A 24,710-nucleotide genomic window follows, 5' to 3' on the forward strand; every position below is an offset into this window, starting at 1 on the left:
AGAAGGGGATATGCGACATCCGGCCGAGGGCGTGCTCAACGCGCTGACGTTCCATCCCGAACGTCGGATCACGATGACGCCCGAGCAGTTCGGCTTCGACCACGAGGACCTCTGGCTCACCGCGGCCGACGGAGCCCGGATCAATGCCTGGTTCGTTGCCGCCGAGAAGCCGATCGCCCACGTGCTGTACGCCCACGGCAACGGCGGCAATATCGGTGATCGCTCGCCGATCCTGGCATTGCTGGCCGCGGCCGGCTTGAACGTGCTGACCTTCGACTATCGCGGTTACGGTCGCAGCCCGGGCCGGCCGAGTGAACGCGGGCTGTATCTGGACGCCCGCGCCGCCCGCCGGGCGCTACTGGAACAGTCCGGCGTGGAACCGAAACGGGTTGTCTACCTCGGTAAATCGCTCGGCGGCGCGGTCGTCACCGAACTGGCGACCGAATATCCGCCCGCCGCGATGATCCTGATGTCCACCTTCACCGGCCTGCGCGACGCGGCCCGCGCGGTCTACCCCTTCATTCCGAAAGCCTTGGTGCCGAACGCGTTTCCGACGCTGCAGCGACTCCGCACCCTGCGTGTGCCGACGTTCGTCATGCACGGCGACGCCGACGAACTGCTCCCGGTCGAGATGGGCCGGACGCTGCACGCGGCGGCCGCCGACCCCAAGCGGCTGCTGATCTACCCCAACGCCGGTCACAACACCCTGGTCTCGATTCCCGGGTGGTCGGGAACCGTATCGGCGTGGGTTCGCGACGTTCTCGCGGGCGTGGAGTCGGTGACCGGCGAGTGAAACCGGCCGGACCGCGGCCGCGATGCGTAGCCTGGGTGCATGTCCGAAACCGGTGATATGGCGGCCCTGCTCGCCGCGATGCAGGATGAGGATCTGCTCGAGGTCGTGGTCACCGCGACCACGGGCCGGCCGGGTCTGGAGAAGTTGCATCTGACCGCGGCCGAACTGGCGGCCCGACCCACTCATGCCGAACCGGAGGTCGATGTGAGTTCGGACACCCCCGGTGCGGCCGCCGCCGTGCCGCCGCCGATCTCGGGCGGATTCGGGCAGGTCGCGGTGGGCTCGGGCGTGCCGCTGCCGCCGGAGGGCTTCGGGGTGCCCGGCGGATACTCCGAATCCGGAGTCCCTACTTTCGAGTCAGTTCGCGATAAGGTCGAGCAGCGCTACGGCACCGCCCAGGGGTTGGGCGAACTCGACCGGCAGACACCGGCGGGCCGCAGCGCCGACGAACAATGGCAGGCGCGGGAGAAAGCCGCGCGGGAACGCCTGGACGAGATCCGGAAGTCGCTGCGCGACGACGTGTGATTCCGGCTGGTCCGGCGGTCCGGACAGCTGAAGGGGAACCGATGACCGCAGCACAGGACATCGCCGCGAAACTGCTCGACGCGCAAGTGGACTACCTGCTCGCGGAGGTGACGGGAGATCGGTTCGCCGAGGTCGTCGCTCGCGATGTGGACGATGTGCTGGCGGTCGCCGACACCATCGTCTTCCGCGATGTGGTCTCCGTCGACGAGGCGCGGCAGACGGTGCGCACCGTGGTGAATCGCATGGGCGGCAGCCCGGTGCTGCAGGATTCGGTGGCCGTGTTCGCCGACGCCATCTACGACAACATCGCCGAGAACAACGACTACACCCTCGGCGACGTCGTGGACCGCGAACCCGTGGAAGCGTTGCTGGAGAAGATCTTCGGCATGCACCAGGCCCAGGAGCGCCTGCTGGAGCGGCTGACCGAAAGCCCCCTGGTCGCGACGGCGGCGTCCAAATTCGTCGACAAGCTGATCGACGATTTCATGGAGTCGAACCGGCAGATGGCCAGCAAGGTTCCGGGCGTCGGATCGCTGGTGTCGTTCGGCACCAACGCGGCCAAGTCCGCCCGCAAGGCCGCCGAGAAGGCCAGCAGCGGCACCTTCATCGGCGATATGGCCGGTAAGGGCGCGATGTTCGCCCTCAAGCGCACCAACAACGCGATCCGGGAGATGCTGCGCGACGCACCGGTGCACGGCGCGGCGATGGAGTTCTGGGATCTGCACGCCGGTGAGCCGGTGAGCGGCCTGCGCGATTACCTGACCCAGGCCGACCTGCGCGAACTCGCCCTGCTGGTACACCGGATCGTCGTCACCACCCGCGACAAGGAGTACGTGGGTGTGCTCCTCGACGAGTGCGTCGACGTGTTCTTCACCAAATACGGCGACCACACCCTCGGCGCGCTGCTGCCCGAACTGGGCCTGGCCGCCGACGACATCCGCACCGAGATCCTGCGCTACGGCCCCGCGGTGGTCGAGGCGGCGAAGCGAAACGGCGTGCTGGCCAAGCTGATTCGCGAACGCCTCGAACCCTTCTACACCTCGGAGCCGGTGCTGGCGATCCTGGCCGAGGCCACGCAGTAGACGGGCACACACGAACCGCGGCGACGGCCCGGCCCGGGGCGACTACCCCCGGGCCGGGCCGAGCTCGCTGATCAGCCGTCGATATCGGCGAACATGCCGGGCTCGTACGAGCCGCCCTGCTGGCGCACGATCACGCCGAGCCGGTTGGCCGCGTTGATCTGAGCGACCAGGCCGACCAGTGCGGCGATCTGGTCGTCGTCGTAATGCTTGCGCACCTGCGCCCAGGTCTCGTCCGAAACTCCCTGATGGGCGTCGGCGAGCCGGGTGCCCTCCTCGGCCAGCGCCAGCGCGGCCCGCTCGGCCTCGCTGAACACCGACGCCTCGCGCCACGCGGCGACCAGGTTGATGCGCACCGCGGGCTCTCCGGCGGCGGCGAGGTCCTTGCTGTGCACGTCGGTGCACCAGCCGCAGCCGTTGATCTGGCTGACGCGCAGCATCATCAGGTCCTGGGTGGCCTTGGGCAGCGTCGACTGGAGGATGACCATGCTGGTGTTGCCGAATCGCTTGGCGAACTTGGCGCCGAGCGCACTGTCGGTGAGGGTGAAGCGGGATTCCATGACGTCGTCCTTGCTGTCGTGATCGTTGTCGGGAACGAACACAAGATGCCGCTCACGCGATCGATGTGACAGTGCGGAAAAGTGATGTGCGGCACATCAGTGCGAAGTCGTCATGGGTTGTAGCAGGGACTCGATCTGGGCCAATTGCCCGGTGAACTCGGTCGGGTCGAGGGCGGCGATGCGCAGGAGGATGTGTTCGGCGCCCGCGTCGATGTACCGATGCAGTTGCGCCGCAACGTGTTCGGCGGTGCCGGTCAGCAGGACCTGGATCGTTTCGACCGTCTCCACCGGCATCCGGTAGGTCGCCTGCGCGTAGCGGTCCAGTGCCGCCCGGCCGTCCTGCGCGTCGTCGCTGAGGTAGACGGTCGCGAAAAGTGCCGGAGTGATGGATGTTTCGGCGCGGCCGGCGGCGGACGCGGCAGACCGGACGGTGGCCAGGCCGTCGGCGTAGGCGGCCACATCCGGTGGGTAGGGGAGCCAGCCGTCGTAGCGCCGTCCGGTCCGGGCGAGCGCGGCGGGCGTGATGCCGGTGGCCCAGATGGGCGGTCCGCCCGGCCGATGCGGCTGCGGGACGTCCGGCAACCAGTCGTAGTGGAGAACCTTGCCGTGGAAGGGGTCGGTGTTGCCGGACCACAGCCGCCGCCACAGGTCGACGGTGTCGTCGAGTTGGGAGAAGCGGGTTCGGTAATCCACGCCGACGAGGTCGAATTCGGCGCGGCTGAGTTCCGGGAATCCCGCGCCGACGCCGAGGATCAGCCGGCCCGAGGCGAGCTGGTCCAGCGATGCGAGGGTGGCGGCGGCCTGTACCGGGTGCCGGTAGGCCGGCATCAGCGCGGCCGTCCCGAGGGTGATCCGTTCGGTCACCGTCGCCGCGGCCGCCAGGACCGTCAGGGGTTCGATCCGAGCCCGGCTCAGCGAATCGCCCAGCCACACCGAATCGAATCCCATTCCTTCGGCTGTCACCGCCAGCTCGGCCAGGCTGCGGGCCGCGCCGCCGCGTTCCAACTGCGCGACGCCGCCGGGGAGGAGCAGGCCGTATCGAATGTCGTTCACGAGACCAGCGTGGGCCGCGGTGCGAGTGCCGGCAATTCCCTGCGGGGTATGGCCGGGTGCCGCTATCGCGGTCGCCGGAGCCGACCGGCAACGATTCGGCGACATCGAATTGCCCCCTCGTCGAATTCGATTATGCACGTTTGAATTTTCGACATTGGGGGCACCGTGGCCATTTTCTGAGAACCGACCGCGCGGTATATGAATATTCCCACCAGTGAACGTACCGATGTCCGACGCTACGTTGTTTGAAGATTCAATGTTGTCCACCGGAAGGTCCGGTCATGAGCACAGACCACCGACCCGTCGAATTATCGGCTCTGGCCGCGGCGTTGCATACGGAGCAGGACGGTTACCGAAAGTCGTTACGTAACCGTCAGTTGCAGATGATCGCGATCGGTGGAGTGATCGGCACCGGACTGTTCCTCGGTGCCGGCGGACGTCTCGCCGACGCAGGTCCGGGGCTCTTTCTGGTCTACGCGGTCTGCGGTGTCTTCGTCTTCTTCGTGCTGCGGGCGCTGGGGGAGTTGGTGCTGTATCGGCCGTCGTCGGGATCGTTCGTATCCTACGCGCGCGAATTTTATGGCGAGAAACTCGCATTTGCCGTCGGCTGGATGTATTTCTTTCACTGGTGTATGACCGGCATCGTCGACATCACCGCGATCGCGACATATGTCCGATATTGGGGTGCGTTCTCGGTGGTGCCGCAGTGGGTGATCGCACTGGTGGCGCTGGTCGCGGTCGTCGGCACGAATTTGATCTCGGTGCGATGGTTCGGAGAGCTCGAATTCTGGGTGGCGCTGGTGAAAGTCGTCGCCCTCATCGGATTTCTGATCGTGGGCTCGGTCTTTCTCGCCGGCCGGTTCGCCATCCGGGGCGAAGCCACGGGGGTCGGCGTGATCGCTCATCACGGCGGACTGTTCCCGACCGGTGTGCTGCCGCTCGTCACGGTCACCACGGGCGTCGTATTCGCCTATGCGGCAGTGGAGTTGGTCGGTATCGCGGCGGGGGAGACCGAGAATCCGCACGAGGTGATGCCGCGCGCCATCAATTCGGTCATCGCCCGCATCGGGGTGTTCTATGTCGGCTCACTCGTCCTGCTCGGACTGTTGCTGCCCTACACCGCCTTTCGTGACGGCGAGAGCCCGTTCGTCACCTTCTTCGCCCGCATCGGCGTCCCCGCTGCCGGGTCGATGATGAATCTGATCGTGCTCACCGCCGCGTTCTCCAGTCTCAACGCCGGCCTGTATTCCACCGGCCGCATCCTGCGCTCGATGTCGGCGAACGGCAGCGCCCCCGCCGTGGCCGGCCGCATGTCCCGCACCGGCGTGCCCTACATCGGCATCCTGGCCACCGGCGTGATCGCGCTGATCGGCGTGGGGCTCGACGCCGTGGTACCGGACAAGGCCTTCGAAATCGTCCTGAACGTCTCGGCTCTCGGCACGATCGTCTCGTGGATGGTGGTGCTGCTCTGCCAGCTGCGCCTGTGGCGACGCTGGTGGGACGGCATCTCCCATCGCCCCGCGTACCGCATGATCGGCGCGCCCTACACCGGTATCGCCACCCTCGTCTTCCTGGTGGCCGTGGTGGCACTGATGGCCTGCAGCAGCGACCCGATCCAACGCTGGGCGGTCGTGGCGACGGTCTGTGTGATGGGCCCCGTCCTCGTCGGGGGATGGTTCCTGACGCGCCGGAAAGTGTTGCGAATAGCGGCGATTCGCCACGACCACACCGGCCAGTTCCCGGTGGTCGCCGAGCGCCCGTGGCCGGGAAGGCCGGCGGAGCCGGAAGTGATCGTGGAGGATCCGGGCCGGCGCCGACCCAGCCACGAGGTATGAGCGGCCACAGGGTGAGCGGCTCCTCTGCGGCATGGTCAGCGGCCGATTCCGTCCAGCGCGGCGACGTCCTCATCCGACAGTGAAAGCCCGGCCCCCGCGATGTTTTCGCGCAGGTGAGTCGCGGATGACGTACCGGGGATGAGCAGAATGTTCGGTGCCCTCCGCAACAGCCACGCCAGCGCCACCGGCAGCGGCGCGGCACCCACTCGGCTCGCGACCTGGGAGAGTGTCTCCGACTGTAGCGGCGTGAAGCCACCGAGCGGGAAGTACGGCACGTAGGCGATGTCGTCGACGGCGAGCCGGTCGATGAGGTCGTCGTCGTGGCGATGGGCGAGGTTGTACATGTTCTGCACGCACACGATCGACGCGATGCTCCGCGCCTCGGCGACTTGATCCGCGGTGACGTTGCTGACTCCGAGATGGCGTATCAGACCATCCTGCTGGAGGTCGGCGAGCGTCTCCAATGCGTCTGCGAGCGAGCCGGGCCGGGTGCCTGCGGCATCGCCCATGCGCAGGTTGACCAGATCGAGGGTCTCGACCCCGAGCGACCGAAGGTTCCGGTGCACCTGTTCGCGCAGGTCTTCGGGACGCCGGGCCGTAGGCCAGCCGCCCTGCGCGTCGCGGCGCGCCCCGACCTTCGTGGCGATGTACACCGTGTCCGGGTAGGGGTGCAGCGCCTCACGGATCAACTCGTTCGTCACGTCGGGCCCATATGCGGCGCTGGTGTCGATATGGGTGATACCGGCATCGACTGCCTCGCGTAGCACGGCCAGCGCGCTGTCGCGGTCGGCGGGCGGCCCCATGACCCCGGGGCCGGCGAGCTGCATGGCGCCGTAGCCGAACCGGGTGACAGTCGCGTCGCCGAGCATTCGGGTACCGCCGGGAAGTAGGGGTGTGCTCACGTGGTGCCTTTCGTCTCCGATCGGGAGTCTCCGACCTCCTGGCACCATTGTTGGAGAGCTACTTCCTTTCGGGAAGTAGGCACTTGAAAGTGCGTAACTCTCCGAGGGCGAAAGGCGAGACCGGTGACAGCGAAGGTATTCGAGGGGGCTCGAAGCAGCGCGGAGTACAACGCATTCCTGGCGGCATGCCCCAGTCGTCAACTCCTCGATCGAATCTCCGACAAATGGGTCGTGCTGATCTTGTGCGCATTGAGCGGGGATGCGGGCGACCCATCCGATCGGCCCGGTGTCGCGGCTGCCGCGAAGGCGATGCGCTACTCCGAACTATCGCGCCTGCTGGTCGGAGTCAGCCAGAAGATGCTGACCCAAACCCTGCGGGCTCTCGAACGTGATGGCTTGCTCGCCCGCACAGTGACGCCGACTGTTCCGGTCACGGTCACCTACGAGCTCACCGAACTCGGCCTCTCACTCCACCACCTGACGCGCGGCCTCAGATCCTGGGCGCAGGACCATATGGACGAGGTGTTGGCCCACCGTGAGAACCACGACGCTCGTACCTCCTGAGCGGACCGCACGGGCGGGTCATACGCAAGCGGTAAGTGGTGAATCATCGTGCAGCACCGGTCAGTTGAGACAGCAAAGTACCGTAAGCGAGACGTTACTATACTTTCCGACACCTAAAGTATAGTAACGGTATTCATGCTGTACTTCACGCGGCCAAGGTCCAGTTCCCAGATCGAACGGATGTTCCGCTCGGATTTGTGAAGATGGCTGTATGACAAGGGCGTTCGAGCGACGTGCTCGAACGCCCTTGTGGCACAGAAGGTTAGGTCAGGTCGAAGCCGCCGCCCTCGAGGCGGGCGGTGAACGCATCCCATTCGGCGGGGGCGAAGACGAGGGCGGGGCCGGTGGGGTTCTTGGAGTCGCGGACGCCGACCATGCCTTCGGAAAGGTGGGCTACCTCGACGCATTCCTTGCCTGACGAACTGCGGCTGGACTTGAACCACTGGGCGCCGGATAGATCAATGCTCACGCGAACTCCTCAGCTAGTGCCAGGATCATGTTCCTGCTGTCGTGTTCGTCCAACGCTACCTGCTGAATCGCGCTCAACGCAGCGCGATAGCGGGTGACTTCCTCGGGCCGCTCCAAGTACAGATCGCCTGCATACGCTTCGATGTACACCACCGGCGGTTCCGACAATTTCGACTGCGGCAGGTCGGGGAATTCGAGGAGAATGAACGACCCGGCCAGCCGGCCCGGTGTGGCGCCGAGCGTCGAACGGGACGATCCGTATGGAGACGTTCGGCCTTTCGCACATCTTCGCTAGGTGAATCAACTGCTCTGCCAACACCTTTCGGCCACCGACTTGGTCACGCACAGCGGCTTCGGACAGTAGAACATCCAGCATGAAGGTGGGGTCTTCGAGGCGCTTTTGCCGGTGAGCAGTCACTTCCAGACGCCCTTCGACTGCTTCGGGGGCCAGTTCGGGAATCTCCGACCAGGCCAGTGCGCGCCGATATGCAGCTGTCTGCAACAACCCGGGCACGATCTCGGTTTTCCATGCCGTCAAACGACTGGTGGCCTCTTCCAGGGCGAGGTAGTGGTCGAACCCGCTGGGGATCTTGGCGTCCGCATACGCCCTCCACCACCCGCCTCCGCGCTCCCGCGATGCCCGCACCTCGGATACCAATCCCAGCAGTGTCCGGCGCTCCTCGTCCGACGCCTCGTAGAAGTCGCACAGCGCATTCACCTGCAGCCCAGTGGTTCTCGTCGAGAGCCCCTCCTCGATGCGGCCGATGGACTGGGGTGAGGTTTCGGCGGCGCGGGCGGCGGCGGCCTGCTTCAGTCCTTTGGCCTCGCGGAGGCGGCGCAGTTCGCGCCCCAGGGCGCGGCGGGCGAGGGTGCTGCCGGTGACGGACATATCTTTAGCCTCCCTGACGATCGAGCCTGTTTCTGGAAGCCACCCTGTGGTGGCGTTCGAAGTTCTGTCCCCGTAGTGAATGTCCGGGATCCGTGAAAAACATTCGGGCACTTGCCCATTCCGGATGCGGGACGTTTCGAGTGTACTGACATCAGCCTCGGTAGCCGGGAAGAACCAACCGCCGAATTCCGATCGTTTTCCGCGATGCGGCGGTCTCCGGCCCCGGCTATCGGGCATGCCATTACCGAAAGCCTCAGGAGTGCATGGATGTACGGACCTCCGATCGCCGATCACATCGAGATCACGGTGGTGGTTGCTCGATGTCGTGTATGCGTCGTCGGTCGTATCGGCAAGTGGGTGGCGCCGTATGCCGTGTGGCCGATATCTACTGTCCGCCAACGCCTTTGCGGCCGCAAGATCGTGCCGGACGACGGCTCGGCCGGCCGACCGGAATGCGCTGTGAATATTCAGGGGGCAATTTCGCCAACGGTCGGCGCACCTTGGCCGTGCGACGCCATTTCCGCTCCACCCCGCCCGGTAGTATTCGTGGCGATCGCGATCTGTTCATCCGGAAGGGAGCTTCGGCTCCGGGCGAAGGCGAATACGCCGCCGCCGATCACAGCGGTGGAGGAGTGCGCATGGCGAAAACGAATGTGGCCGACCAATTCGTGCACGTTCTCGTACAGGCCGGAGTGCGGCGGATCTACGGCGTGGTGGGCGACAGCCTCAATCCGATCGTCGACGCCGTGCGCCGTACCCCGCAGATCGAATGGGTGCACGTGCGCAACGAGGAGGCCGGCGCCTTCGCCGCGGCGGCGGAGGCGCAGTTGACCGGCCGTCTGGCCGTGTGCGCGGGAAGCTGCGGCCCGGGCAACACCCACCTCGTCCAGGGCCTCTACGACGCGCACCGCACCGGGGCGCCGGTATTGGCACTGGCCTCCCACATCCCCTCCGATCAGATCGGCACGCAGTTCTTCCAGGAAACGCATCCGGAACGCCTCTTCGTCGAATGCAGCGGATACTGCGAAATGATCAGCCGGCCCGAGCAGATGCCGCGCATGCTGCGGATCGCGATCCAGCATGCGCTGGCGCGCAACGAGGTGTCGGTGGTGGTGCTCCCGGGCGATGTCGCCCAGTTGGACACCGCGCATCCGACCGGCGAAACGAGCCTCGTCTCCGAACTCGGCCGCGTCATGCCCGTCGCCGAACAGGTGCGGGCGCTCGCCGACGCCCTGAACGCGGCACCCACCGTCACCCTGTTCTGCGGTGCGGGCGTTCGCGACGCGCACGAAGAGGTGATGCAACTCGCCGAGACGCTGCACGCACCCGTCGGGCACAGCCTGCGCGGTAAGGAATGGATCCAGTTCGACAATCCCTACGACGTGGGGATGAGCGGTCTGCTCGGTTACGGCGCCTGCTACAAGGCCATGCACGAGGCCGATCTGGTCCTGCTGCTGGGCACCGATTTCCCCTACGACGAATTCCTGCCGGGAACCAATACCGTGCAGATCGACCACGAGGCCGCTCGCCTCGGCCGGCGCACGCCACTGCGGCTGGCCGTGCACGGCGACGTTCGCGAAACCCTGCGCGCGGCCCTTCCCCTCCTGGCGCAGAAATCCGACCGGGAATTCCTGGACCGCATGCTCGGCGAGCACTGCCGGCTGCTCGAGCAGGTCGTCGACGCCTACACCCGAAATGTCGCCGACCACAAGCCGATTCACCCCGAATACGCCGCCGACATTCTCGACGAACTCGCCTCCGACGACGCGATCTTCACCGTCGACACCGGCATGTGCAATGTGTGGGCGGCTCGCTATCTGACCCCGAACGGCCGCCGCCGGGTGATCGGGTCGTTCCTGCACGGAACCATGGCCAACGCCCTGCCGCATGCCATCGGCGCGCAGTTCGCCTATCCGGACCGGCAGGTGATCTCGATGTCCGGCGACGGAGGTCTGGGCATGCTGATGGGTGAGCTGCTCACCGTGGCGCTGCATCGGCTGCCGGTGACGATCATCGTCTTCAACAATTCGTCGCTGGGTATGGTGCGGCTGGAAATGCTGGTGGACGGCCTGCCGAATTTCGAAACCGACCACGCCCCGGTCGATTTCGCCGCAGTCGCCCGCGCTGCCGGCATCCACGCCGCGCGGGTCACCGATCCGTTCGCGATCCGGAACGCCATCGCCGAAGCGCTGGAACATCCGGGCCCCGCCCTGGTCGACCTCGTCACCGACCCCAACGCCCTCTCCCTCCCGCCGCACATCACCGCCGCGCAGGTACGTGGCTTCGCGCTCGCGGCCAGCAAGATCGTGCTGACCGGCGGCGTGGGCCGCATGATCGACATGGCCCGATCGAACCTGCGCAACGTTCCGCGCTGAAACACGCCGTGCGTCAGCGAGATTCGTGGTTGCCGTGGCCGCCGGCGAACCTCACACGTACTGCTCGCGCAGCTTGCCCTTGACCAGCTTTCCCGTAGGCGTACGGGGCAATTCGTGGGCGAAATCGACGCTGCGCGGCACCTTGTAGTGGGCGATGCGCTCGCGCAGGAAATCGCGAAGTCGTTGTGCCAGTTCGGGTCCCGGCTCGACGCCGGGTGCGGGCTGGACGACCGCCTTCACCGATTCGCCCATCTCCTCGTCGGGGACCCCGATCACCGCCACATCGAGGACGTCCGGATGCAGGGCCAGGGCGTCCTCGATTTCTTGCGGATAGATGTTCACCCCTCCGGAGATGATCATGAACGCTTTGCGGTCGGTCAGGAACAGGAATCCGTCGGCGTCGATATAGCCGATATCGCCGGTGGTCGTCCAGGTCGGATGCTCGGGATGGATTGCCTTCGCGGTCTTCTCGGGATCGTTGTGGTAGTCGAACGGGACTTCCTCGCGCTCGAAATAGATGGTGCCGATCTCGCCGGCGGGCAACTCGTGGCCGTCGTCGTCGCAGATGCGAACGGCGCCCAGGCCCGCCGGCCCGACCGAGCCGGGTTTGCGCAACCACTGCTCGCTGTCGATGAAGGTGGCGCCGTTGCCCTCGGTGGAGGCGTAGTACTCGTACAGCACCGGCCCCCACCAGTCGATCATCGCCTGCTTCACCTCCACCGGGCACGGCGCGGCGGCGTGCACGGCGACTCGCATACTCGAGACGTCGTAGCGAGTACGCACGCTCTCGTCCAGTTTCAGCATGCGCACGAACATCGTCGGCACCCACTGGCTGTGGGTGACGCGATAGCGTTCGATCGCGGCGAGCGCCTGTTCGGTGTCGAAGCGTTCCATCACCACCACGGTTCCGCCGAGGGCATGAACCACGCCGCCGAATCGCAACGGCGCGGCGTGATACAGCGGAGCCGGGGACAGGTAGACGGTGTCGGTGTCGAATCCGTAGAGCGGGCCGAAGACGGCGGTATAGGTGTCACCCGGCGGATCGCCGACCTGCCGATCCGGCAGCGGATGCTTGATGCCCTTCGGGCGGCCGGTGGTGCCCGACGAATACAGCATGTCGGCGCCGCGTGGCTGATCCGGCAGCGGTTCGGGAGACGCTGCGGCCACAGCCTTTTCATACGATTCGTAGCCGGGGACATCCCCGCCGAAGGCGAGCCGGATCCCGACCGCGGGAGTCTGCTCGACCACCCGCTGGGCCACCTGCGCCAGTTCCGCGGACACGATGAGCGCCCGCGCGCCGCAATCGTTGACGATATAGCTGATCTCGTCCGCGGACAGATGCCGGTTGACCGCCGTGATGTAAAGACCGGATCGCAACGCCGCCCAGTAGACCTCGTACACCTCGAGCGTATTGCCGGACAGCAGCGCGATGTGATCGCCCTTGCGCAGGCCCGCCTCGTACAGATGCCGCGCGAGGCGAACCGAGTTGTCCTCGAGCTCGCGGTAGGTCAGCGTGCTACCGCTCCCGGCCAGCACGACCGCCGGTTTATCAGGGAATCGATCGACATGCGCACCGGGGTACATCCTGCTCCTCCACAACACCGCCGACGGCTCTGACGCGACCGCCGGTCGAGAGGGACCTGCCTCGCCGCCGCGACACCGGCCCCGCCGAGACACCGTCCCGACGAGCGCGACGATAGCGGAAAGTGAACGACGATTCGTGAGTTATCGCCAAACTTGTGAACCGCTCGAGAGCGCACGAAGGCTCGCGTGCCCGGCGCCCACCTTTTTCGGGGCATAACAGGTTTGCCGAGGTCTCGATATTCCGTACGAGAGTTCGTCGAGCGGGAGGTTCCTATGAAGATCGGGCGTATCGGCGTGCTGGCCGCCGGGGTGGCGATGGCGGCCACGACCGCGGTGGGTTTCGGCGTTGCGGCGCAAGCCGAACCGGCCGGTGCCGATGTGGAGGTGTACACCTACTGTGGCGGGGCGTTGCCGGGCTTCCCGCCGCCGTTGCAGGTGATCGTCCGCAATATCGGCGCCGCGACCGCGGAGAATGTGGCGGTGAACTACTGGACGCCGTTCGGCCCGTCCGGATCCATCATCAAACCCACTCTGGCACCGGGAGAAATCGCCAACTACACGGTCGGCACCGCGCGCACGCTGGAACTGATCACCGCCACGGTGACGAGCGCGACGCCGGATGCGAACCCCGGCAACAATTTCGTGGTCCAGCCGATGGTGTGCACGGGGTCGATGTAGCGCCGATGCGGCAGCGACCTGGTCGACGGTGATAGGCGCGTCGACGGGGACGCCCAAGCCCGCGACCAGACGGGGCACCCATAGCCGGTCCGGTAGGTGGGCGCGGAGTTGTCGGTCCCCGGTTCGGGTGAGCTCGAACTGACCGGTCGCCGGCCCGCCGGGTGTGGGTCGGCGGCAGCCACGTCGGCGATCCGCGGCTGCGACCGTCGCCCTGACGGAACCGGCGCGTATGCCGGTGAACCCGCGCGGACCCCGGCACTCGCTTAGGCTGAGCCACAAGCGATGCCGACAAGGAGTCCCGACCGATGGCGAACCCGTATCAGCCCGGATATCCCGCACCGCAACCCCCGGGCTGGGGTGCGCCACCGAATTACCCTGGCGCTCAGCCATTCCCGGGGATCAGGCCGCGGAGGAGGCGCACGGCCGTGGACATCGTGGCGGGCATCGCGTTGGCGGTGGCGGCGATTCTCACGGCCGCGCAATCGGTATGGGCAATCGTCGGCCCGGGCCGTGACTATCCCGCCTTCGAGTACGGCTTCAAATCCGCTCTGATCCCGTTCTGGGCGTGCTCACTTGCCGCATTGGTCGGCGGCATCATGCTCTCGGTTACCGGGGCAGGATCCATTCGGATTCGTATCGTTGCCGCGCTGGGCGGTGGCGCGCTGTTCGTCTCGATCGCCCGTAGCATCGTGATTCTCTGCGTCGACTCCTACGTTCGGGTGTCAGCCAGTGGCAACTGGCTCGCGATACCCGCCGCCATCGCAATCCTGGTCGCGGTGGGGGCCCTGATCGCGGCACCATCGGGCTCCTCGGCGACCCCCGTTCCTCCGTCTGCGATCCCCGGTTACCCCGGTGCTGCGTCTTACCCGGGGGCGGCGGTCTACCCCGGCGTCCCGACCGGCTATCCGGCTCCCGCTGTCGCGCCGAACTATTCGGCTCCCGTGGTCTACCCGGCCGCTGAATCTTCTCCCCCCGCGCCTCATGGCTGGCCGTCGTATCCGGGCGCGGCTGCTCCCGGCTCTCCGGCTGCCCCCACACCGGCTTATCCGGGAGTGCCGGGTTATCCGGGAGTCCCGTCGGGCGCTCAGGGAGAGCCGAACGCCGCCGTTGCCCGCCCGGTCGCTGGTCCGCACGCCGCTGCCGGCACGCCGCCGGCCCACGCCCATCAACCCGCCGCGCCGGCCCCGACTGGTCCACAGCTGGGTTACGCATCCGCACCGGAACAGCCCGGCGGCCCGGACTCATCCTCCGCTCCCACCGTCCACGCGGGCCCGAGTGGCACGCCGCCTTCGGAACCGCGTCCAACTCAACAGTGAAGCGGCGCTGTGGATTCGGGGGAGGAGATGGGCTGACCACCGCGCGCACTGATCGGCTGAACCCGGCAGTGGGCGCGAGGTAGGCCAAATTTCGCTGCCGCAACGCGACGCTGCATTAATCGTGCAAACTTCGGCGAAGTCCGCGGTTTTCGGGCTGTTGCAGAATGCGAGCGGGTTTCCGCCATGACTTGGGTCACAGGTCCAGCTGGGCGGCAGAGGCAATATCGCGTCCCGAGGAAGGTCGTTTGGTCACCTGATGTGACGTCACTATCGAGCCTTCGGCACATACTGCAACAGCCCGTTTTCGCGCATTGTCGCGGAGGTTTGCGCGAATAGTTCGGCTGCGGAGAAGGTTCCGCGTAACAAGTGGAATCCGTTCGGCCGCTGCTGGATCAGGTTGCTCGCTGCCGTGTCACTCGGTCGGCCGTTCTGCCGGCACCCGGTGGGCGGCGATCGGCCGGAGGTGTTCGCGCAGCTGATCGCCATGGGCGCCGAAGATCTGTTCGTCGGTGTCTACGGCGACCCTGACCGCTGCGGACGTCAAATCCCTTCCCGCAGCGGTGAGTTCGAGCCGGAAGGCGCGGGCGTCGGCGCGGTCGGGGTGGCGCCGGAGCATGCCGCGCTCCTCCAGGACACGGATCACCCGGGACGCCATCATCCGGTCGGCGCCCGCCATATCCGCCGCCTGCTGTTGAGTGGGCAGGGCGCCGTGGCGGGCCAACCATCCGGTGGAGGCCAGCAGGTTGAATTGAGTCGGCGTCAGTCCGAGCGGGCGCAGGTTCCGTTCCAATGTTGCTCGCCACTCGAGGGCGGCGTGATGCAACCAGAACCCAGGGGACATGAGCGGACCCCGCGGTACGGCCTGTGCCGATCGCTCAGCCACGCCGTGCCGCCTCCGCCGCGAGGGCCGCGAAGGTGCGCGGCATATCGGCGCGCATACCCTTTTCCCAGATGAGCTTGAACAGCGGTCCCATCGGCCCGTGGACTTCCACGTTCTCCGATACCCGCACGGTGCCGTCGCCGAGTGGCTCGTAGGTGCGCCGACCCCGCAACTTGCCGAACGGCAGGCCCGCCTCGCTGGTCCACGACCGTCCGGGTTCCACCGCGACGATCGTGAACGGTCCCGCTGGTGCTCCTTTGGGCTTCACCCACCCCGTGGTTCCCGCTTCGAACGGCCCGTCGATACGCGCCTTCTCCTCGTGCGGATCCCATTCGGCCCAGCGGGCCACGTCCGTGGCCACCGCCCAGATGCGGTCGATCTCGCCCGTTACCACGGCTTCTTCGGTGAACGAGTACATCATGGCTGCCTCCCTAATTGTTGCTGCAACAACAATAACTGTTGTTGCAGCAACAATCCTACGAGATGGCCGATACCCGCTAGTTCGGTCGTGGATGAGCAGTCCAGGCCCCTGGAGTACTAACTCCGATAACGGAACAGGATTCGGCCCCTGGTCAGGTCGTAGGGACTCAGCTCCACCAAGACCCGGTCGTCCGGCAGGATCTTGATGTAGTTCATCCGGACCTTGCCGGACAGGTGGGCGAGGACTTTGTGCCCGTTGGGCAGTTCCACCGTGAAAGTCGCGTTGCGCAGGCATTCCACGACGTGCCCCTGAACTTCGATCGCTCCTTTCTTCATCGCCACACCAACTCCAGGGCGCTGTTCGACCGCTCGGCGCCGATGCCTTCGAACAGGGCGGTCGCCGCCGCGTTGGATTCGTCGATTTCGGCCGAGGCCCAAGCCTTTCCGGCACGATGCAGTGAGCCCAGCGCCCGCCCCAGCAGAGCTCGCGCGATGCCGCGCCGGTGCGCGTCGGCGCGAACCGCGATCAGGCCGATGCGCGGTAGCCGCGTCGGTTGCGTCACGCGGCACAGCCCCGCATAGCGGCCGGCCTGGGCCGCCACCACGTAGTTCGCGGGATCGATCGGCGGGGATATCACCTCGGCCGGCATGGTCTGCCAACCGGCGGCGGCCTCGACTTCGGCGCGTACGGCGCGGTCCAGTTCGCGCAGTGAATACGCCTCGGCCGCACCGAAATTCAGGATCTCGATACCCGGCGGCGATGCCGAATCGAGTCCCGTGATCGCCGGATCGGTGGGAACCCGGTATTCCCATTCGCGCCGCCGGATCGCGAGACCCGCCCGGCGCCAGTGCGCGGTCAGTTCGAGGTCGGCCTCGTCGACCACCGTGTAGAGCGGTGTGGGCAGGTCGGCCAGCATGGCGGCGGCGAGCCGATCGAAGGCGTCGGCCTGCCAGGAGTCGATGCTGAGAAAAAGTCGCCCATCGGGCCGCGGCGATGCCTCGCCACAACCGACCACCCGGTCGCCGGCCAGCGCATGCCACTGGCGGTCCGCGATGCGCGTCACCATGAGTTCGGAAGAGTGCATTGTCGTCCCCTTTCGGGATCGCTCGGACGAGCGCTCCCGATGACGACGTGCGTCAATCGTCCGATCGTGAGAACGGGGAGCGCCCAAGGAATGCCGTGAAAATGGGACTCACCCCCTCGCGTGATCAGGTCGGACCGCAGAAGGTTAACAACTCCGATTTCCGGCGCCAACCCATTTTCCGAACACCCCGCCCGAAGTCCGGAACGCCGTGATTGCCCGCGAAGATCGCCACATCCAGCCGAGCACCGCGATGATCACCGGGTGCCTACCTCACCTCGCTATGGCCGTCATCGGCAGCGCGATCATCGTCGCCGTCGTCTGATCGGCGGCGTGGCTCAGTTCGTGGATCTCGAATAGTTCTGTAGCACAACACATTCAGCAATCCGCAGGGGCCGTGCGCCGACGGGATCCGAGGCGGCTCAGGCCGGGCCCGAATTGCCTTCGCCGATCGTGGTGTCCGCCGGATCGCGGGTCGCCGGTAGTCGAGTGGCGGGCAGGGCATCATCGATCCACGAGACGATCTCGTCGGCCCACGCCGTGATCGCGGCCCAATCGCGTAGATCGCCGTACGGGCAACCGAACAGGCGGATCAGCAGCCGGTTGCGCAGCTCAGGGGGCCGGACGACGACACCGGCGAAACCGCGATATCCCTTGCTGGCGGCCGAAGTCCGGCATTCGGTGACGACGGGCGGCGTGAGGCGTTTGAAGAACGCTCCCACCGGGCCACGCAGGGCCGGCCCCATGCCGACGCTGAACAACCAGTTCGGGCGTTGTTTCAACGTCTGCGCATAGCGCTCGATGTAGTCGGCGAACCCGGGGAGGAAGCCTCCGTTGTGGATCGCGCTGCCCAGCACGACCGCCTCGAAGCAGCCGGGATCCGGTGCCCGATCCACCGGCTCCACCCGGACGTGTAATCCCGCGTCCCGCATCCGCCGCGCCATGAACTCGCCGATCTGGGCGGTCGAACCCGCTGCGGAGGCGTAGACGATGAGTACCGTGTGCTCGGTCTGATCGGATGCCATAGGCCAACTGTGCGTCGAGGCCGATCGTTCGGGCAGGGTCTTCGGTCCCATCGCCTCGGCGACCTTCGTCGTCGGCTTCCGCGACAACGGATGCGATCCTGCGGCAGCGGGGACAGCCGATGACTCCGGTGATGCTCAGACAGTCCGCCACGCCGGCGGAGTGCCCTCGTCAGAGTGAGCGCTCGCGGACGATGCGGGCGATGTCGAGGTCGCGGACGCGGCGTAGTGCGGGAAGTTGGACGGCGATCGCGGCGGCCAGAATGGCGAACGCGACAAGCATCGGTGTCGGCGAACTCATCGCCAATTCGAGGCGGGCGCCCTGATTTTCGTAGGTGGCCAGCAGTCTACGGGCGAGCAGGATGCCACATCCGATGCCGAGCGGAATGCCGACCACGACGAGGACGAGATTCTCGGCGGCGATCAGGCGCGACAACATTCCGGTACCCATGCCCGCCGCCCGCAGGGCGCCGAGTTCTCCCAGTCGCTCACCGATGTTGGCCGACATCGCGTTGAAAAGCAGCGCCGCGGCCATGGCGGCGGCGAAAATCAGCATGATTCCCACCAGCGTGTTGTACATCGCGAACGCCTGCCGCATGGCCGAGGCCACGGTGGCCGTGGAAAGGTACGCGACCGCACCGGGGATCGCGGTGAGCCGATCGGAGACGGCGCGCTCATCGGTCACGCCGGGCCGCAGCTTCACCAGCACGCCCGTATCCGGTACGGGACCGATAGCCTGCCGCAGGTAGTCGGCCGAAACGTAGACGACCGGGGACAGCGGCTCGTCGACGAATCCGGCGACCGGTGCCGATAGGTGTTGCCCGGTAGCGGTATCGGCGACATCGACCGTGTCCCCGACCGAGACGCCCAGGGTGTCGTGCAGCCCCGAGCCGAGCAGTAAACCCTTGCTGGACAACTGGTTCGAACCGGACTCTGCGATGAACCGGTGCATCTGCGTCGCGGGCGGCAAGCTGATCACGAGGGTGTCGTAGTGACGATCCCCGGCCGAGAGCGCCACGTCGTAGCGGCCCATCGGCTCGGCCGCGGCGACGTCGGGGTCCTGCCGGACGCGGGTCAGCACCGAATCGGTAGCGCCGGGGGCGGTCGCGATCTCGGCGTCCTGCAGCATGATCCGGCCGTACTGCCGGTCGATGAGTGTCGCGACGGTGTCGCGCAACCCGGCGAACACCATCACCAGGCTCACCGAGACGGCCACACCGACGATGGTCAACACCGCGCGGCGACGGTTCCGCAGTACGGCCCGCAGCATCATCCGCCAGCGTGCCGGCGCGCGTTCGAGCGGTGGAAAGAGGCGTTCGAGGACGCTGCGTCCTCCGCGCCGGGACGGCGGCGCGACTCGCATGGCCTCGGCGGGCGACATTCGCGCTGCGGCCCGCGCGGGCGCCCACGCGGCAACGGTCGCCGCGGCCAGGGTCGCGGCGGAAGCGACGAACAGGATGCCCGGATGCCATGCGGTCACATGCAAGGGCAGTCCGAGAGCCTGGGTATAGCGGGTGGTGATCCAGCCGCCGAGTAGATAGCCCCCGGCCAGGCCGGGAACGATGCCGAGCACCGCGCACGCCACGCCGTATCCGAGGTAATGCCGGCGCAGTAACCCCGGGGAGAAGCCGTTGGCAGCGAGGGTTCCGATGACTGCCCGCTGCGCTGCCACCACGCGGGACAGCAGCACGTAGGTACCGAGCACCGCCGCGGCCAGGAACAACCACGGCAACAGATTTGCGAAGGTCCCGAATGCCTCGACGTCGTCCTGCAACGCTCGATACGACGGCTGCTGATCGCGCGGGACAAGCTGTAGTCCGTGTGCTCGCGTGTAGTGTTCGGCCGCACTGACCAGATCACCCGCCGCAGCACGGTCGGTCGCGTACAACGCGACCTGTTCCACCGGATCGGGCAGATTCCGGACCAGATCGCGGTCGGGAAGGAACACGACGCCGAAATGCTCGGGGGTGGTCATGATCTCCTGCGTGGAGCGGGCGGGCCAGAAGTACTCCGTCGACAACGCCGAACCCGCCACCGGAATCGCTTGCCAGCCGCCGGGATTCAGAATTTCGACGCTGTCGCCGGGGTGCAGGTCGTAGTGATCGGCGAGGTGCTGTTCGACCACGAGCCGGCCCGCCGACGGCAATGTCCCCGACCGCATCGAGAGCCGGGAGACCTCGGGCTGTGTCCCGTCCGGGATACCGATCGCGCGGCCGAGGAAGGTTCGCCCCCCGATGCGAATGCCGACCTCGCTCTGATGCCTGACCTCGGCCACCGGCGCGCCCGGTAGCGCCTCGAATGCCGCAACGGATTGTCCGGCGCCCGGGCCGGAGACGACCGCGTCCGGCAGTCGTTGCGCACTGTAGGCACGGGAGAAGGATTGATCGAGATTGCGGTAGGCGCTCGCGGCCGCGACGAACGCCGCGACGCCGATGGCCAGGACCGTGGCGACGGCCAGGAACTGCCAGCGCTGCCGCCATAGATCCCGGCGCAGCTTGCGCAGCAGCGTCCGGCCTACCACTGCAACTCCGATGCCTCGACCGGATGGTCCACCCACTCCGAACGGCTGATCTCACCCGACTGGAGCCACACCACGCGGTCGGCCATCCGGGCGATTTCGGAGTTGTGCGTCACGATCAGGACGGTGTGATGGCCCTCCCGCGCGAGACCGCGCAATACGGCCAGCACCTGTCGGCCGGTGGTGAGGTCGAGGCTGCCGGTGGGTTCATCGCACAGCAGCAGCGGCGGTTCCTTCACGATCGCCCGCGCGATGGCCACTCGCTGCTGCTGTCCACCCGACAGCTGTCCCGGAAATCGGTCGGCGACATCTGCGACACCGACTAGGTTCAGCGCGGCGCGACTGCGGGCGGCGGCATCCGGCCCCGTCAGCTCCGCCAGGATTTCCACGTTCTCCAGCGCGGTCAGGGTCGGGACCAGATTGAAGAATTGGAAGACGAATCCGACGCGGTCCCGCCGGAACGCGGTGCGCTGCTTGTCGTTCAGCGCGCCGATATCCATGCCCGCCACTTCGACGACACCACCCGAGGGCTCCTCGATCCCGCCCACCAGGTTCAGCAATGTGGTCTTACCCGACCCCGACGGACCCAGCAGGACCACGAACTCGCCCGGCCGGATCTTCAGATCCACATCGCGCAGCGCGACGACCTGGCCCGCACCGGAACCGTAGGTCTTACCGACTCCGGTCATTCGTAGCGCGGGCGCACCCGATGCCGCGGCGGCCTCGGCCGCGAGCAACGGATCCGCGTGGGTGCGGCGGTTCATGATCTCAGCGTCGCGAACCGGCTGTTACGGCGGGAAGGGCCGGTTGTCACATATCGTTGCTGAACTGGGTATTCACCGACCGGAGCGAACCTGTGCCCACGGATCCGCAACCCGCCCGTGAATGAGCTTGCATGATCGTGCATAATCATCACATGGCGGATACCTCGAGTGGGCCCGTGGTGCGGGTCGCGGTAGCTGGTGCGAGCGGATACGCGGGCGGTGAGGTCCTGCGTGTGCTGCTGGGGCATCCGGAGTACCGAGCCGGGCGCCTCGAGATCGGGGCGCTGACCGCAGGATCCAATGCCGGGACCAAGCTGGCGCAGCTGCAGCCGCATCTGCTGCCGCTGGCCGATCGCGTCCTCGAGGCGACCACGGCGGAGGTGCTGGCCGGGCACGACGTGGTGTTCCTCGGGCTGCCGCACGGGCAGTCCGCCGCCATCGCGCAGCAGCTGCCGGAGTCCACGGTGATCATCGACTGTGGGGCCGATTTCCGGCTCACCGACCCGCAGGACTGGGAGACCTATTACGGATCCCCGCATGCCGGAAGCTGGCCCTACGGTCTGCCGGAGTTGCCCGGCGCCCGGGAACAGCTGCGCGGGGCCACCCGGATCGCGGTGCCGGGCTGCTATCCGACGGTGTCGAGTCTGGCGTTGGCGCCGGCGGTCGGGGCGGGCATCGTCGAACCGGATGTGACCGTGGTCGCGGTGAGCGGCACCTCGGGCGCGGGCCGCAAACTCGACGTGGGGCTGCTGGGTTCGGAGGTGATGGGCTCGGTCCGCGCCTACAACATCGCCGGCGCGCACCGGCACACCCCCGAGATCGCGCAGAACCTGAAGGCCGCGGCCGCGGCGACGGGCGCCGACATCGGCGATGTCACAGTCTCTTTCACGCCGGTGCTGGCCCCGATGCCGCGCGGCATCCTGGCCACCTGCACCGCGCGCCTGCGCCCCGACGCCGCGGGCGCGGTGGCCGACCTGGCCGCCGCCCGCGCGGTGTACGACAAGGCATACGGCGACGAACCGTTCATCCACCTGCTGCCCGAAGGCGTACTGCCGCAGACCGGTTCGGTGGTCGGCTCCAACGCCATCACCCTGCAGGTCGCCGTCGACACCGCCGCCCGCACGCTGGTGGTGATCGGCGCCATCGACAATCTGACCAAGGGCACCGCGGGCGCTGCGGTGCAATCGATGAATCTCGCTCTCGGTCTCGACGAGACCGCCGGACTTTCCACCGTAGGAGTGGCACCGTGACCGACACCGATATCGCCGGCGGCAAACTGGTCCGCACCCAGGGTGTGACCGCACCGCTCGGATACCGGGCCGCCGGCATCGCAGCCGGCATCAAGGCCAACGGAAAGCTCGATCTGGCACTGGTTTTCAACGAGGGGCCCGACTATGCCGCGGCGGGTGTGTTCACCCGCAACAAGGTGAAGGCCGCGCCGGTGCTGTGGTCGCAGCAGGTGCTCACCAGCGGGCGCCTGCGCGCGGTGATCCTCAATTCCGGCGGCGCCAACGCCTGCACCGGCCCGGGCGGATTCCAGGACACCCACGCCACCGCCGAGGAACTGGCGAAAGCGTTGAGCAACTGGGGAACCGAAACCGGCGCGGGCGAAATCGCGGTCTGCTCAACGGGTTTGATCGGTGACCGGCTGCCGATGGACAAACTGCTGCCCGGCGTGACCGAGATCGTGCACGAGATGGCGGGCGGCCTGTCCGGCGGCACCGACGCGGCGCACGCCATCATGACCACCGACACCGTGCCCAAGCAGGCCGCGTTCCATCACGCCGACAAATGGAATGTCGGCGCGATGGCCAAGGGCGCGGGCATGCTCGCCCCGTCCCTGGCCACCATGCTGGTCGTGGTCACCACCGACGCCGCCGCCACCCCGCAGCAGCTGGATGCGGCGCTGCGCAATGCCACCCGGCTGACCTTCGACCGGCTCGACGTCGACGGCTCCTGCTCGACCAACGACACCGTATTGCTGCTGGCCAACGGCGCCAGCGGCGTCACCCCGAGCCAGGAGGAACTCGACGCCGCGGTGCTGGCGGTCTGCGACGACCTCGCCGCGCAGCTGATGGCCGACGCCGAAGGCGTCACCAAGCGCGTCGAGATCACCGTCACCGGCGCGGTGAGCGAGGACGAGGCGCTGATCGCCGCTCGCGCGGTCGCCCGCGACTCGCTGGTCAAGACCGCGTTCTTCGGTTCCGATCCGAACTGGGGCCGGGTGCTGGCCGCGGTGGGCATCGCCCCCATCGAACTCGATCCCGATCGGGTCACCGTGTCGTTCAACGGAAATCCGGTGTGCGTCAACGGAACCGGCGCTCCCGGCGCACGTGAGGTGGACCTGTCCGGGCCCGATATCGCGGTGCTGGTGGAACTGGGGCTCGGCGAGGGCACCGCGACCGTGCGCACCACCGACCTCTCGCACGGCTACGTCGAAGAGAATTCGGCCTACAGCTCATGACCACCGAAGCGACACCGGAGGTTCCGGTGACCACCCAGGACCTGTCGGCGCTGGACAAGGCGCACGTGCTGGCCGGCGCGCTGCCGTGGCTGCAAAAGTTCCGCGACAAGATCGTGGTCGTCAAATACGGCGGCAACGCCATGGTCGACGACACCCTCAAACACGCCTTCGCCGCCGATATGGCGTTCCTGCGCACCGTCGGCGTGCACCCGGTGGTGGTGCACGGCGGTGGCCCGCAGATCAGCGCCATGCTGAAGAAGCTGGGGCTGCAGGGCGAATTCCGCGGCGGCTTCCGCGTCACCACCCCCGAGGTGATGGATGTGGTGCGGATGGTGCTGTTCGGTCAGGTCGGCCGGGAACTGGTCGGGCTGATCAACGCGCACGGCCCGTACGCGGTGGGCATCTCCGGTGAGGACGCGCGGCTGTTCACCGCCACTCGCCGCACCGTCACCGTCGACGGCGAGCAGACCGATATCGGCCTGGTCGGCGACGTCACCGCGGTCAATCCGGACGCGGTGCTGGATCTCGTTCGCGCCGGGCGCATTCCGGTGGTCTCGACCATCGCGCCCGATGCCGACGGCGTGGTGCACAACATCAACGCCGACACCGCCGCCGCCGCGCTGGCCCAGGGCATCGGCGCGGAGAAGCTGGTGGTACTCACCGATGTCGAAGGCCTGTACACGAATTGGCCCGACCGCTCGTCGCTGACCACCCATATCGACACTGACGCCTTGGCCGCCCTGCTGCCGAGCCTGGACGCGGGCATGGTGCCGAAGATGGAGGCCTGCCTGCGCGCGGTGCAGGCCGGTGTCCCGACCGCACATGTGATCGACGGCCGGGTACCGCATGCGGTACTGCTGGAACTGTTCACCGGGGAAGGTATCGGAACGATGGTGACCCCACCCGAGACGGCAGGAACGACAACGTCATGAGCGACAA

General features: G+C 67.1%; 24 protein-coding genes and 1 pseudogene. 11 read left to right on the forward strand and 14 right to left on the reverse strand.

Annotated features, from left to right (window positions below; genetic code table 11):
- Nucleotides 1-10: 10 nt before the first annotated feature.
- The 3 genes from NE2_RS21465 to NE2_RS21475 are packed head-to-tail and all read left to right on the forward strand — an operon-like array spanning nt 11 to nt 2,400.
- Nucleotides 11-793: an alpha/beta hydrolase gene (locus NE2_RS21465; RefSeq protein ID WP_063028806.1), complete on the forward strand. Its 783-nt coding sequence runs from the start codon at nt 11-13 to the stop codon at nt 791-793.
- A gap of 39 nt (nt 794-832) precedes the next feature.
- Nucleotides 833-1,318: a hypothetical protein gene (locus tag NE2_RS21470; protein WP_030518958.1), complete on the forward strand. Its 486-nt coding sequence runs from the start codon at nt 833-835 to the stop codon at nt 1,316-1,318.
- A gap of 41 nt (nt 1,319-1,359) precedes the next feature.
- Nucleotides 1,360-2,400: a hypothetical protein gene (locus tag NE2_RS21475; RefSeq protein ID WP_063028808.1), complete on the forward strand. Its 1,041-nt coding sequence runs from the start codon at nt 1,360-1,362 to the stop codon at nt 2,398-2,400.
- A 71-nt stretch (nt 2,401-2,471) separates the two neighbouring features.
- On the opposite strand, the gene NE2_RS21480 is transcribed toward NE2_RS21475, so the two are convergent.
- Nucleotides 2,472-2,957, reverse strand: a complete 486-nt coding sequence (locus NE2_RS21480; RefSeq protein ID WP_063028896.1) for a carboxymuconolactone decarboxylase family protein — start codon at nt 2,955-2,957, stop codon at nt 2,472-2,474.
- 96 nt (nt 2,958-3,053) lie between these two features.
- Entirely contained in the window at nt 3,054-4,010 is a 957-nt protein-coding gene (locus NE2_RS21485) for an LLM class flavin-dependent oxidoreductase (RefSeq protein ID WP_218018642.1), read from the reverse strand.
- A gap of 281 nt (nt 4,011-4,291) precedes the next feature.
- Between NE2_RS21485 and NE2_RS21490 the strand changes: the two genes are divergently transcribed.
- Nucleotides 4,292-5,845 (forward strand): amino acid permease, encoded by a 1,554-nt coding sequence (locus tag NE2_RS21490; RefSeq protein ID WP_063028810.1) that lies wholly within the window; start codon nt 4,292-4,294, stop codon nt 5,843-5,845.
- A gap of 35 nt (nt 5,846-5,880) precedes the next feature.
- Here NE2_RS21490 and NE2_RS21495 read toward each other — a convergent pair whose 3' ends face one another.
- On the reverse strand, nt 5,881-6,795 hold the full coding sequence (locus NE2_RS21495; RefSeq protein WP_063028812.1) for an oxidoreductase: 915 nt from the start codon (nt 6,793-6,795) through the stop codon (nt 5,881-5,883).
- 75 nt (nt 6,796-6,870) lie between these two features.
- Between NE2_RS21495 and NE2_RS21500 the strand changes: the two genes are divergently transcribed.
- Nucleotides 6,871-7,311 carry a winged helix-turn-helix transcriptional regulator gene (locus tag NE2_RS21500; protein ID WP_063028814.1) on the forward strand — a complete coding sequence of 147 codons (441 nt, stop codon included), beginning with the start codon at nt 6,871-6,873 and terminating at the stop codon, nt 7,309-7,311.
- Nucleotides 7,312-7,573: 262 nt separating this feature from the next.
- On the opposite strand, the gene NE2_RS21505 is transcribed toward NE2_RS21500, so the two are convergent.
- The 3 genes and pseudogenes from NE2_RS21505 to NE2_RS35115 all read right to left on the reverse strand — a co-directional run.
- Nucleotides 7,574-7,780, reverse strand: coding sequence for a DUF397 domain-containing protein (locus NE2_RS21505; RefSeq protein ID WP_063028816.1), 207 nt, complete (start codon nt 7,778-7,780; stop codon nt 7,574-7,576).
- The gene (locus tag NE2_RS37705; RefSeq protein ID WP_373862270.1) at nt 7,777-7,932 is read right to left on the reverse strand and encodes a Scr1 family TA system antitoxin-like transcriptional regulator; all 156 of its coding nucleotides are present in this window, start codon (nt 7,930-7,932) and stop codon (nt 7,777-7,779) included. The genes NE2_RS21505 and NE2_RS37705 overlap by 4 nt, the downstream gene beginning before the upstream one ends.
- A 109-nt stretch (nt 7,933-8,041) precedes the next feature.
- Nucleotides 8,042-8,905, reverse strand: a pseudogene (locus NE2_RS35115) (helix-turn-helix domain-containing protein); the annotation flags it as partial.
- 401 nt (nt 8,906-9,306) lie between these two features.
- Here NE2_RS35115 and NE2_RS21510 point away from each other — a divergent pair.
- Nucleotides 9,307-11,043 (forward strand): pyruvate dehydrogenase, encoded by a 1,737-nt coding sequence (locus tag NE2_RS21510; RefSeq protein WP_063028898.1) that lies wholly within the window; start codon nt 9,307-9,309, stop codon nt 11,041-11,043.
- A 51-nt stretch (nt 11,044-11,094) separates the two neighbouring features.
- Here NE2_RS21510 and NE2_RS21515 read toward each other — a convergent pair whose 3' ends face one another.
- On the reverse strand, nt 11,095-12,627 hold the full coding sequence (locus NE2_RS21515; RefSeq protein WP_063028818.1) for an acyl-CoA synthetase: 1,533 nt from the start codon (nt 12,625-12,627) through the stop codon (nt 11,095-11,097).
- Nucleotides 12,628-12,900: 273 nt separating this feature from the next.
- Between NE2_RS21515 and NE2_RS21520 the strand changes: the two genes are divergently transcribed.
- Both NE2_RS21520 and NE2_RS35835 read left to right on the forward strand, forming a co-directional pair.
- Entirely contained in the window at nt 12,901-13,305 is a 405-nt protein-coding gene (locus tag NE2_RS21520; protein WP_063028820.1) for a hypothetical protein, read from the forward strand.
- 425 nt (nt 13,306-13,730) lie between these two features.
- On the forward strand, nt 13,731-14,621 hold the full coding sequence (locus tag NE2_RS35835; RefSeq protein ID WP_146165246.1) for a hypothetical protein: 891 nt from the start codon (nt 13,731-13,733) through the stop codon (nt 14,619-14,621).
- Nucleotides 14,622-15,033: 412 nt separating this feature from the next.
- Here NE2_RS35835 and NE2_RS21525 read toward each other — a convergent pair whose 3' ends face one another.
- The 7 genes from NE2_RS21525 to NE2_RS21555 all read right to left on the reverse strand — a co-directional run bounded on the left by NE2_RS21525 (nt 15,034) and on the right by NE2_RS21555 (nt 21,307).
- Entirely contained in the window at nt 15,034-15,504 is a 471-nt protein-coding gene (locus tag NE2_RS21525) for a MarR family winged helix-turn-helix transcriptional regulator (RefSeq protein ID WP_146165245.1), read from the reverse strand.
- On the reverse strand, nt 15,497-15,922 hold the full coding sequence (locus NE2_RS21530) for an SRPBCC family protein (protein WP_063028824.1): 426 nt from the start codon (nt 15,920-15,922) through the stop codon (nt 15,497-15,499). Before NE2_RS21530 ends, NE2_RS21525 begins: the two co-directional genes overlap by 8 nt.
- 116 nt (nt 15,923-16,038) lie before the next feature.
- Entirely contained in the window at nt 16,039-16,263 is a 225-nt protein-coding gene (infA, locus tag NE2_RS21535; RefSeq protein ID WP_227462776.1) for a translation initiation factor IF-1, read from the reverse strand.
- Entirely contained in the window at nt 16,254-17,006 is a 753-nt protein-coding gene (locus NE2_RS21540; RefSeq protein ID WP_063028830.1) for a GNAT family N-acetyltransferase, read from the reverse strand. Before NE2_RS21540 ends, infA begins: the two co-directional genes overlap by 10 nt.
- Nucleotides 17,007-17,425: 419 nt before the next feature.
- Complete coding sequence (locus NE2_RS21545) at nt 17,426-18,028, reverse strand: flavodoxin domain-containing protein (RefSeq protein WP_063028832.1); 603 nt, start codon at nt 18,026-18,028, stop codon at nt 17,426-17,428.
- A 169-nt stretch (nt 18,029-18,197) separates the two neighbouring features.
- The gene (locus NE2_RS21550; RefSeq protein ID WP_063028834.1) at nt 18,198-20,546 is read right to left on the reverse strand and encodes an FtsX-like permease family protein; all 2,349 of its coding nucleotides are present in this window, start codon (nt 20,544-20,546) and stop codon (nt 18,198-18,200) included.
- Nucleotides 20,540-21,307, reverse strand: a complete 768-nt coding sequence (locus NE2_RS21555) for an ABC transporter ATP-binding protein (protein ID WP_084494223.1) — start codon at nt 21,305-21,307, stop codon at nt 20,540-20,542. Before NE2_RS21555 ends, NE2_RS21550 begins: the two co-directional genes overlap by 7 nt.
- Before the next feature lie 152 nt (nt 21,308-21,459).
- On the opposite strand from NE2_RS21555, the gene argC reads away from it, so the two are divergent.
- Genes argC through argB form a run of 3 tightly spaced genes read left to right on the forward strand, consistent with a single transcriptional unit; the run spans nt 21,460 to nt 24,703 of the window.
- A complete protein-coding gene (gene argC / locus NE2_RS21560; protein WP_063028902.1) occupies nt 21,460-22,557 on the forward strand; it encodes an N-acetyl-gamma-glutamyl-phosphate reductase in 1,098 nt (365 codons plus the stop codon).
- Nucleotides 22,554-23,771 (forward strand): bifunctional glutamate N-acetyltransferase/amino-acid acetyltransferase ArgJ, encoded by a 1,218-nt coding sequence (argJ, locus tag NE2_RS21565; protein WP_063028836.1) that lies wholly within the window; start codon nt 22,554-22,556, stop codon nt 23,769-23,771. The genes argC and argJ overlap by 4 nt, the downstream gene beginning before the upstream one ends.
- A complete protein-coding gene (argB, locus tag NE2_RS21570; protein ID WP_051757197.1) occupies nt 23,768-24,703 on the forward strand; it encodes an acetylglutamate kinase in 936 nt (311 codons plus the stop codon). Before argJ ends, argB begins: the two co-directional genes overlap by 4 nt.
- The last annotated feature ends 7 nt before the right edge of the window (nt 24,704-24,710 follow it).

Origin of the sequence: Nocardia elegans NBRC 108235, assembly GCF_001612845.1 — a bacterium.
GTDB classification, from domain to species: Bacteria; Actinomycetota; Actinomycetes; order Mycobacteriales; family Mycobacteriaceae; genus Nocardia; species Nocardia nova.

What these genes read in the sequence shown, in the direction of transcription:
- NE2_RS21555 (WP_084494223.1), bottom strand. Translation starts at nt 21,307, where the DNA reads ATGAACCGCCGCACCCACGCGGATCCGTTGCTCGCGGCCGAGGCCGCC.
- NE2_RS21465 (WP_063028806.1), top strand. Translation starts at nt 11, where the DNA reads ATGCGACATCCGGCCGAGGGCGTGCTCAACGCGCTGACGTTCCATCCC.
- NE2_RS21480 (WP_063028896.1), bottom strand. Translation starts at nt 2,957, where the DNA reads ATGGAATCCCGCTTCACCCTCACCGACAGTGCGCTCGGCGCCAAGTTC.
- NE2_RS21475 (WP_063028808.1), top strand. Translation starts at nt 1,360, where the DNA reads ATGACCGCAGCACAGGACATCGCCGCGAAACTGCTCGACGCGCAAGTG.
- NE2_RS21520 (WP_063028820.1), top strand. Translation starts at nt 12,901, where the DNA reads ATGAAGATCGGGCGTATCGGCGTGCTGGCCGCCGGGGTGGCGATGGCG.
- argC (WP_063028902.1), top strand. Translation starts at nt 21,460, where the DNA reads ATGGCGGATACCTCGAGTGGGCCCGTGGTGCGGGTCGCGGTAGCTGGT.
- NE2_RS21515 (WP_063028818.1), bottom strand. Translation starts at nt 12,627, where the DNA reads ATGTACCCCGGTGCGCATGTCGATCGATTCCCTGATAAACCGGCGGTC.
- NE2_RS21540 (WP_063028830.1), bottom strand. Translation starts at nt 17,006, where the DNA reads ATGCACTCTTCCGAACTCATGGTGACGCGCATCGCGGACCGCCAGTGG.
- NE2_RS21510 (WP_063028898.1), top strand. Translation starts at nt 9,307, where the DNA reads ATGGCGAAAACGAATGTGGCCGACCAATTCGTGCACGTTCTCGTACAG.
- NE2_RS21530 (WP_063028824.1), bottom strand. Translation starts at nt 15,922, where the DNA reads ATGATGTACTCGTTCACCGAAGAAGCCGTGGTAACGGGCGAGATCGAC.
- NE2_RS21490 (WP_063028810.1), top strand. Translation starts at nt 4,292, where the DNA reads ATGAGCACAGACCACCGACCCGTCGAATTATCGGCTCTGGCCGCGGCG.
- argB (WP_051757197.1), top strand. Translation starts at nt 23,768, where the DNA reads ATGACCACCGAAGCGACACCGGAGGTTCCGGTGACCACCCAGGACCTG.
- NE2_RS21495 (WP_063028812.1), bottom strand. Translation starts at nt 6,795, where the DNA reads ATGGTGCCAGGAGGTCGGAGACTCCCGATCGGAGACGAAAGGCACCAC.
- NE2_RS21470 (WP_030518958.1), top strand. Translation starts at nt 833, where the DNA reads ATGTCCGAAACCGGTGATATGGCGGCCCTGCTCGCCGCGATGCAGGAT.
- NE2_RS21545 (WP_063028832.1), bottom strand. Translation starts at nt 18,028, where the DNA reads ATGGCATCCGATCAGACCGAGCACACGGTACTCATCGTCTACGCCTCC.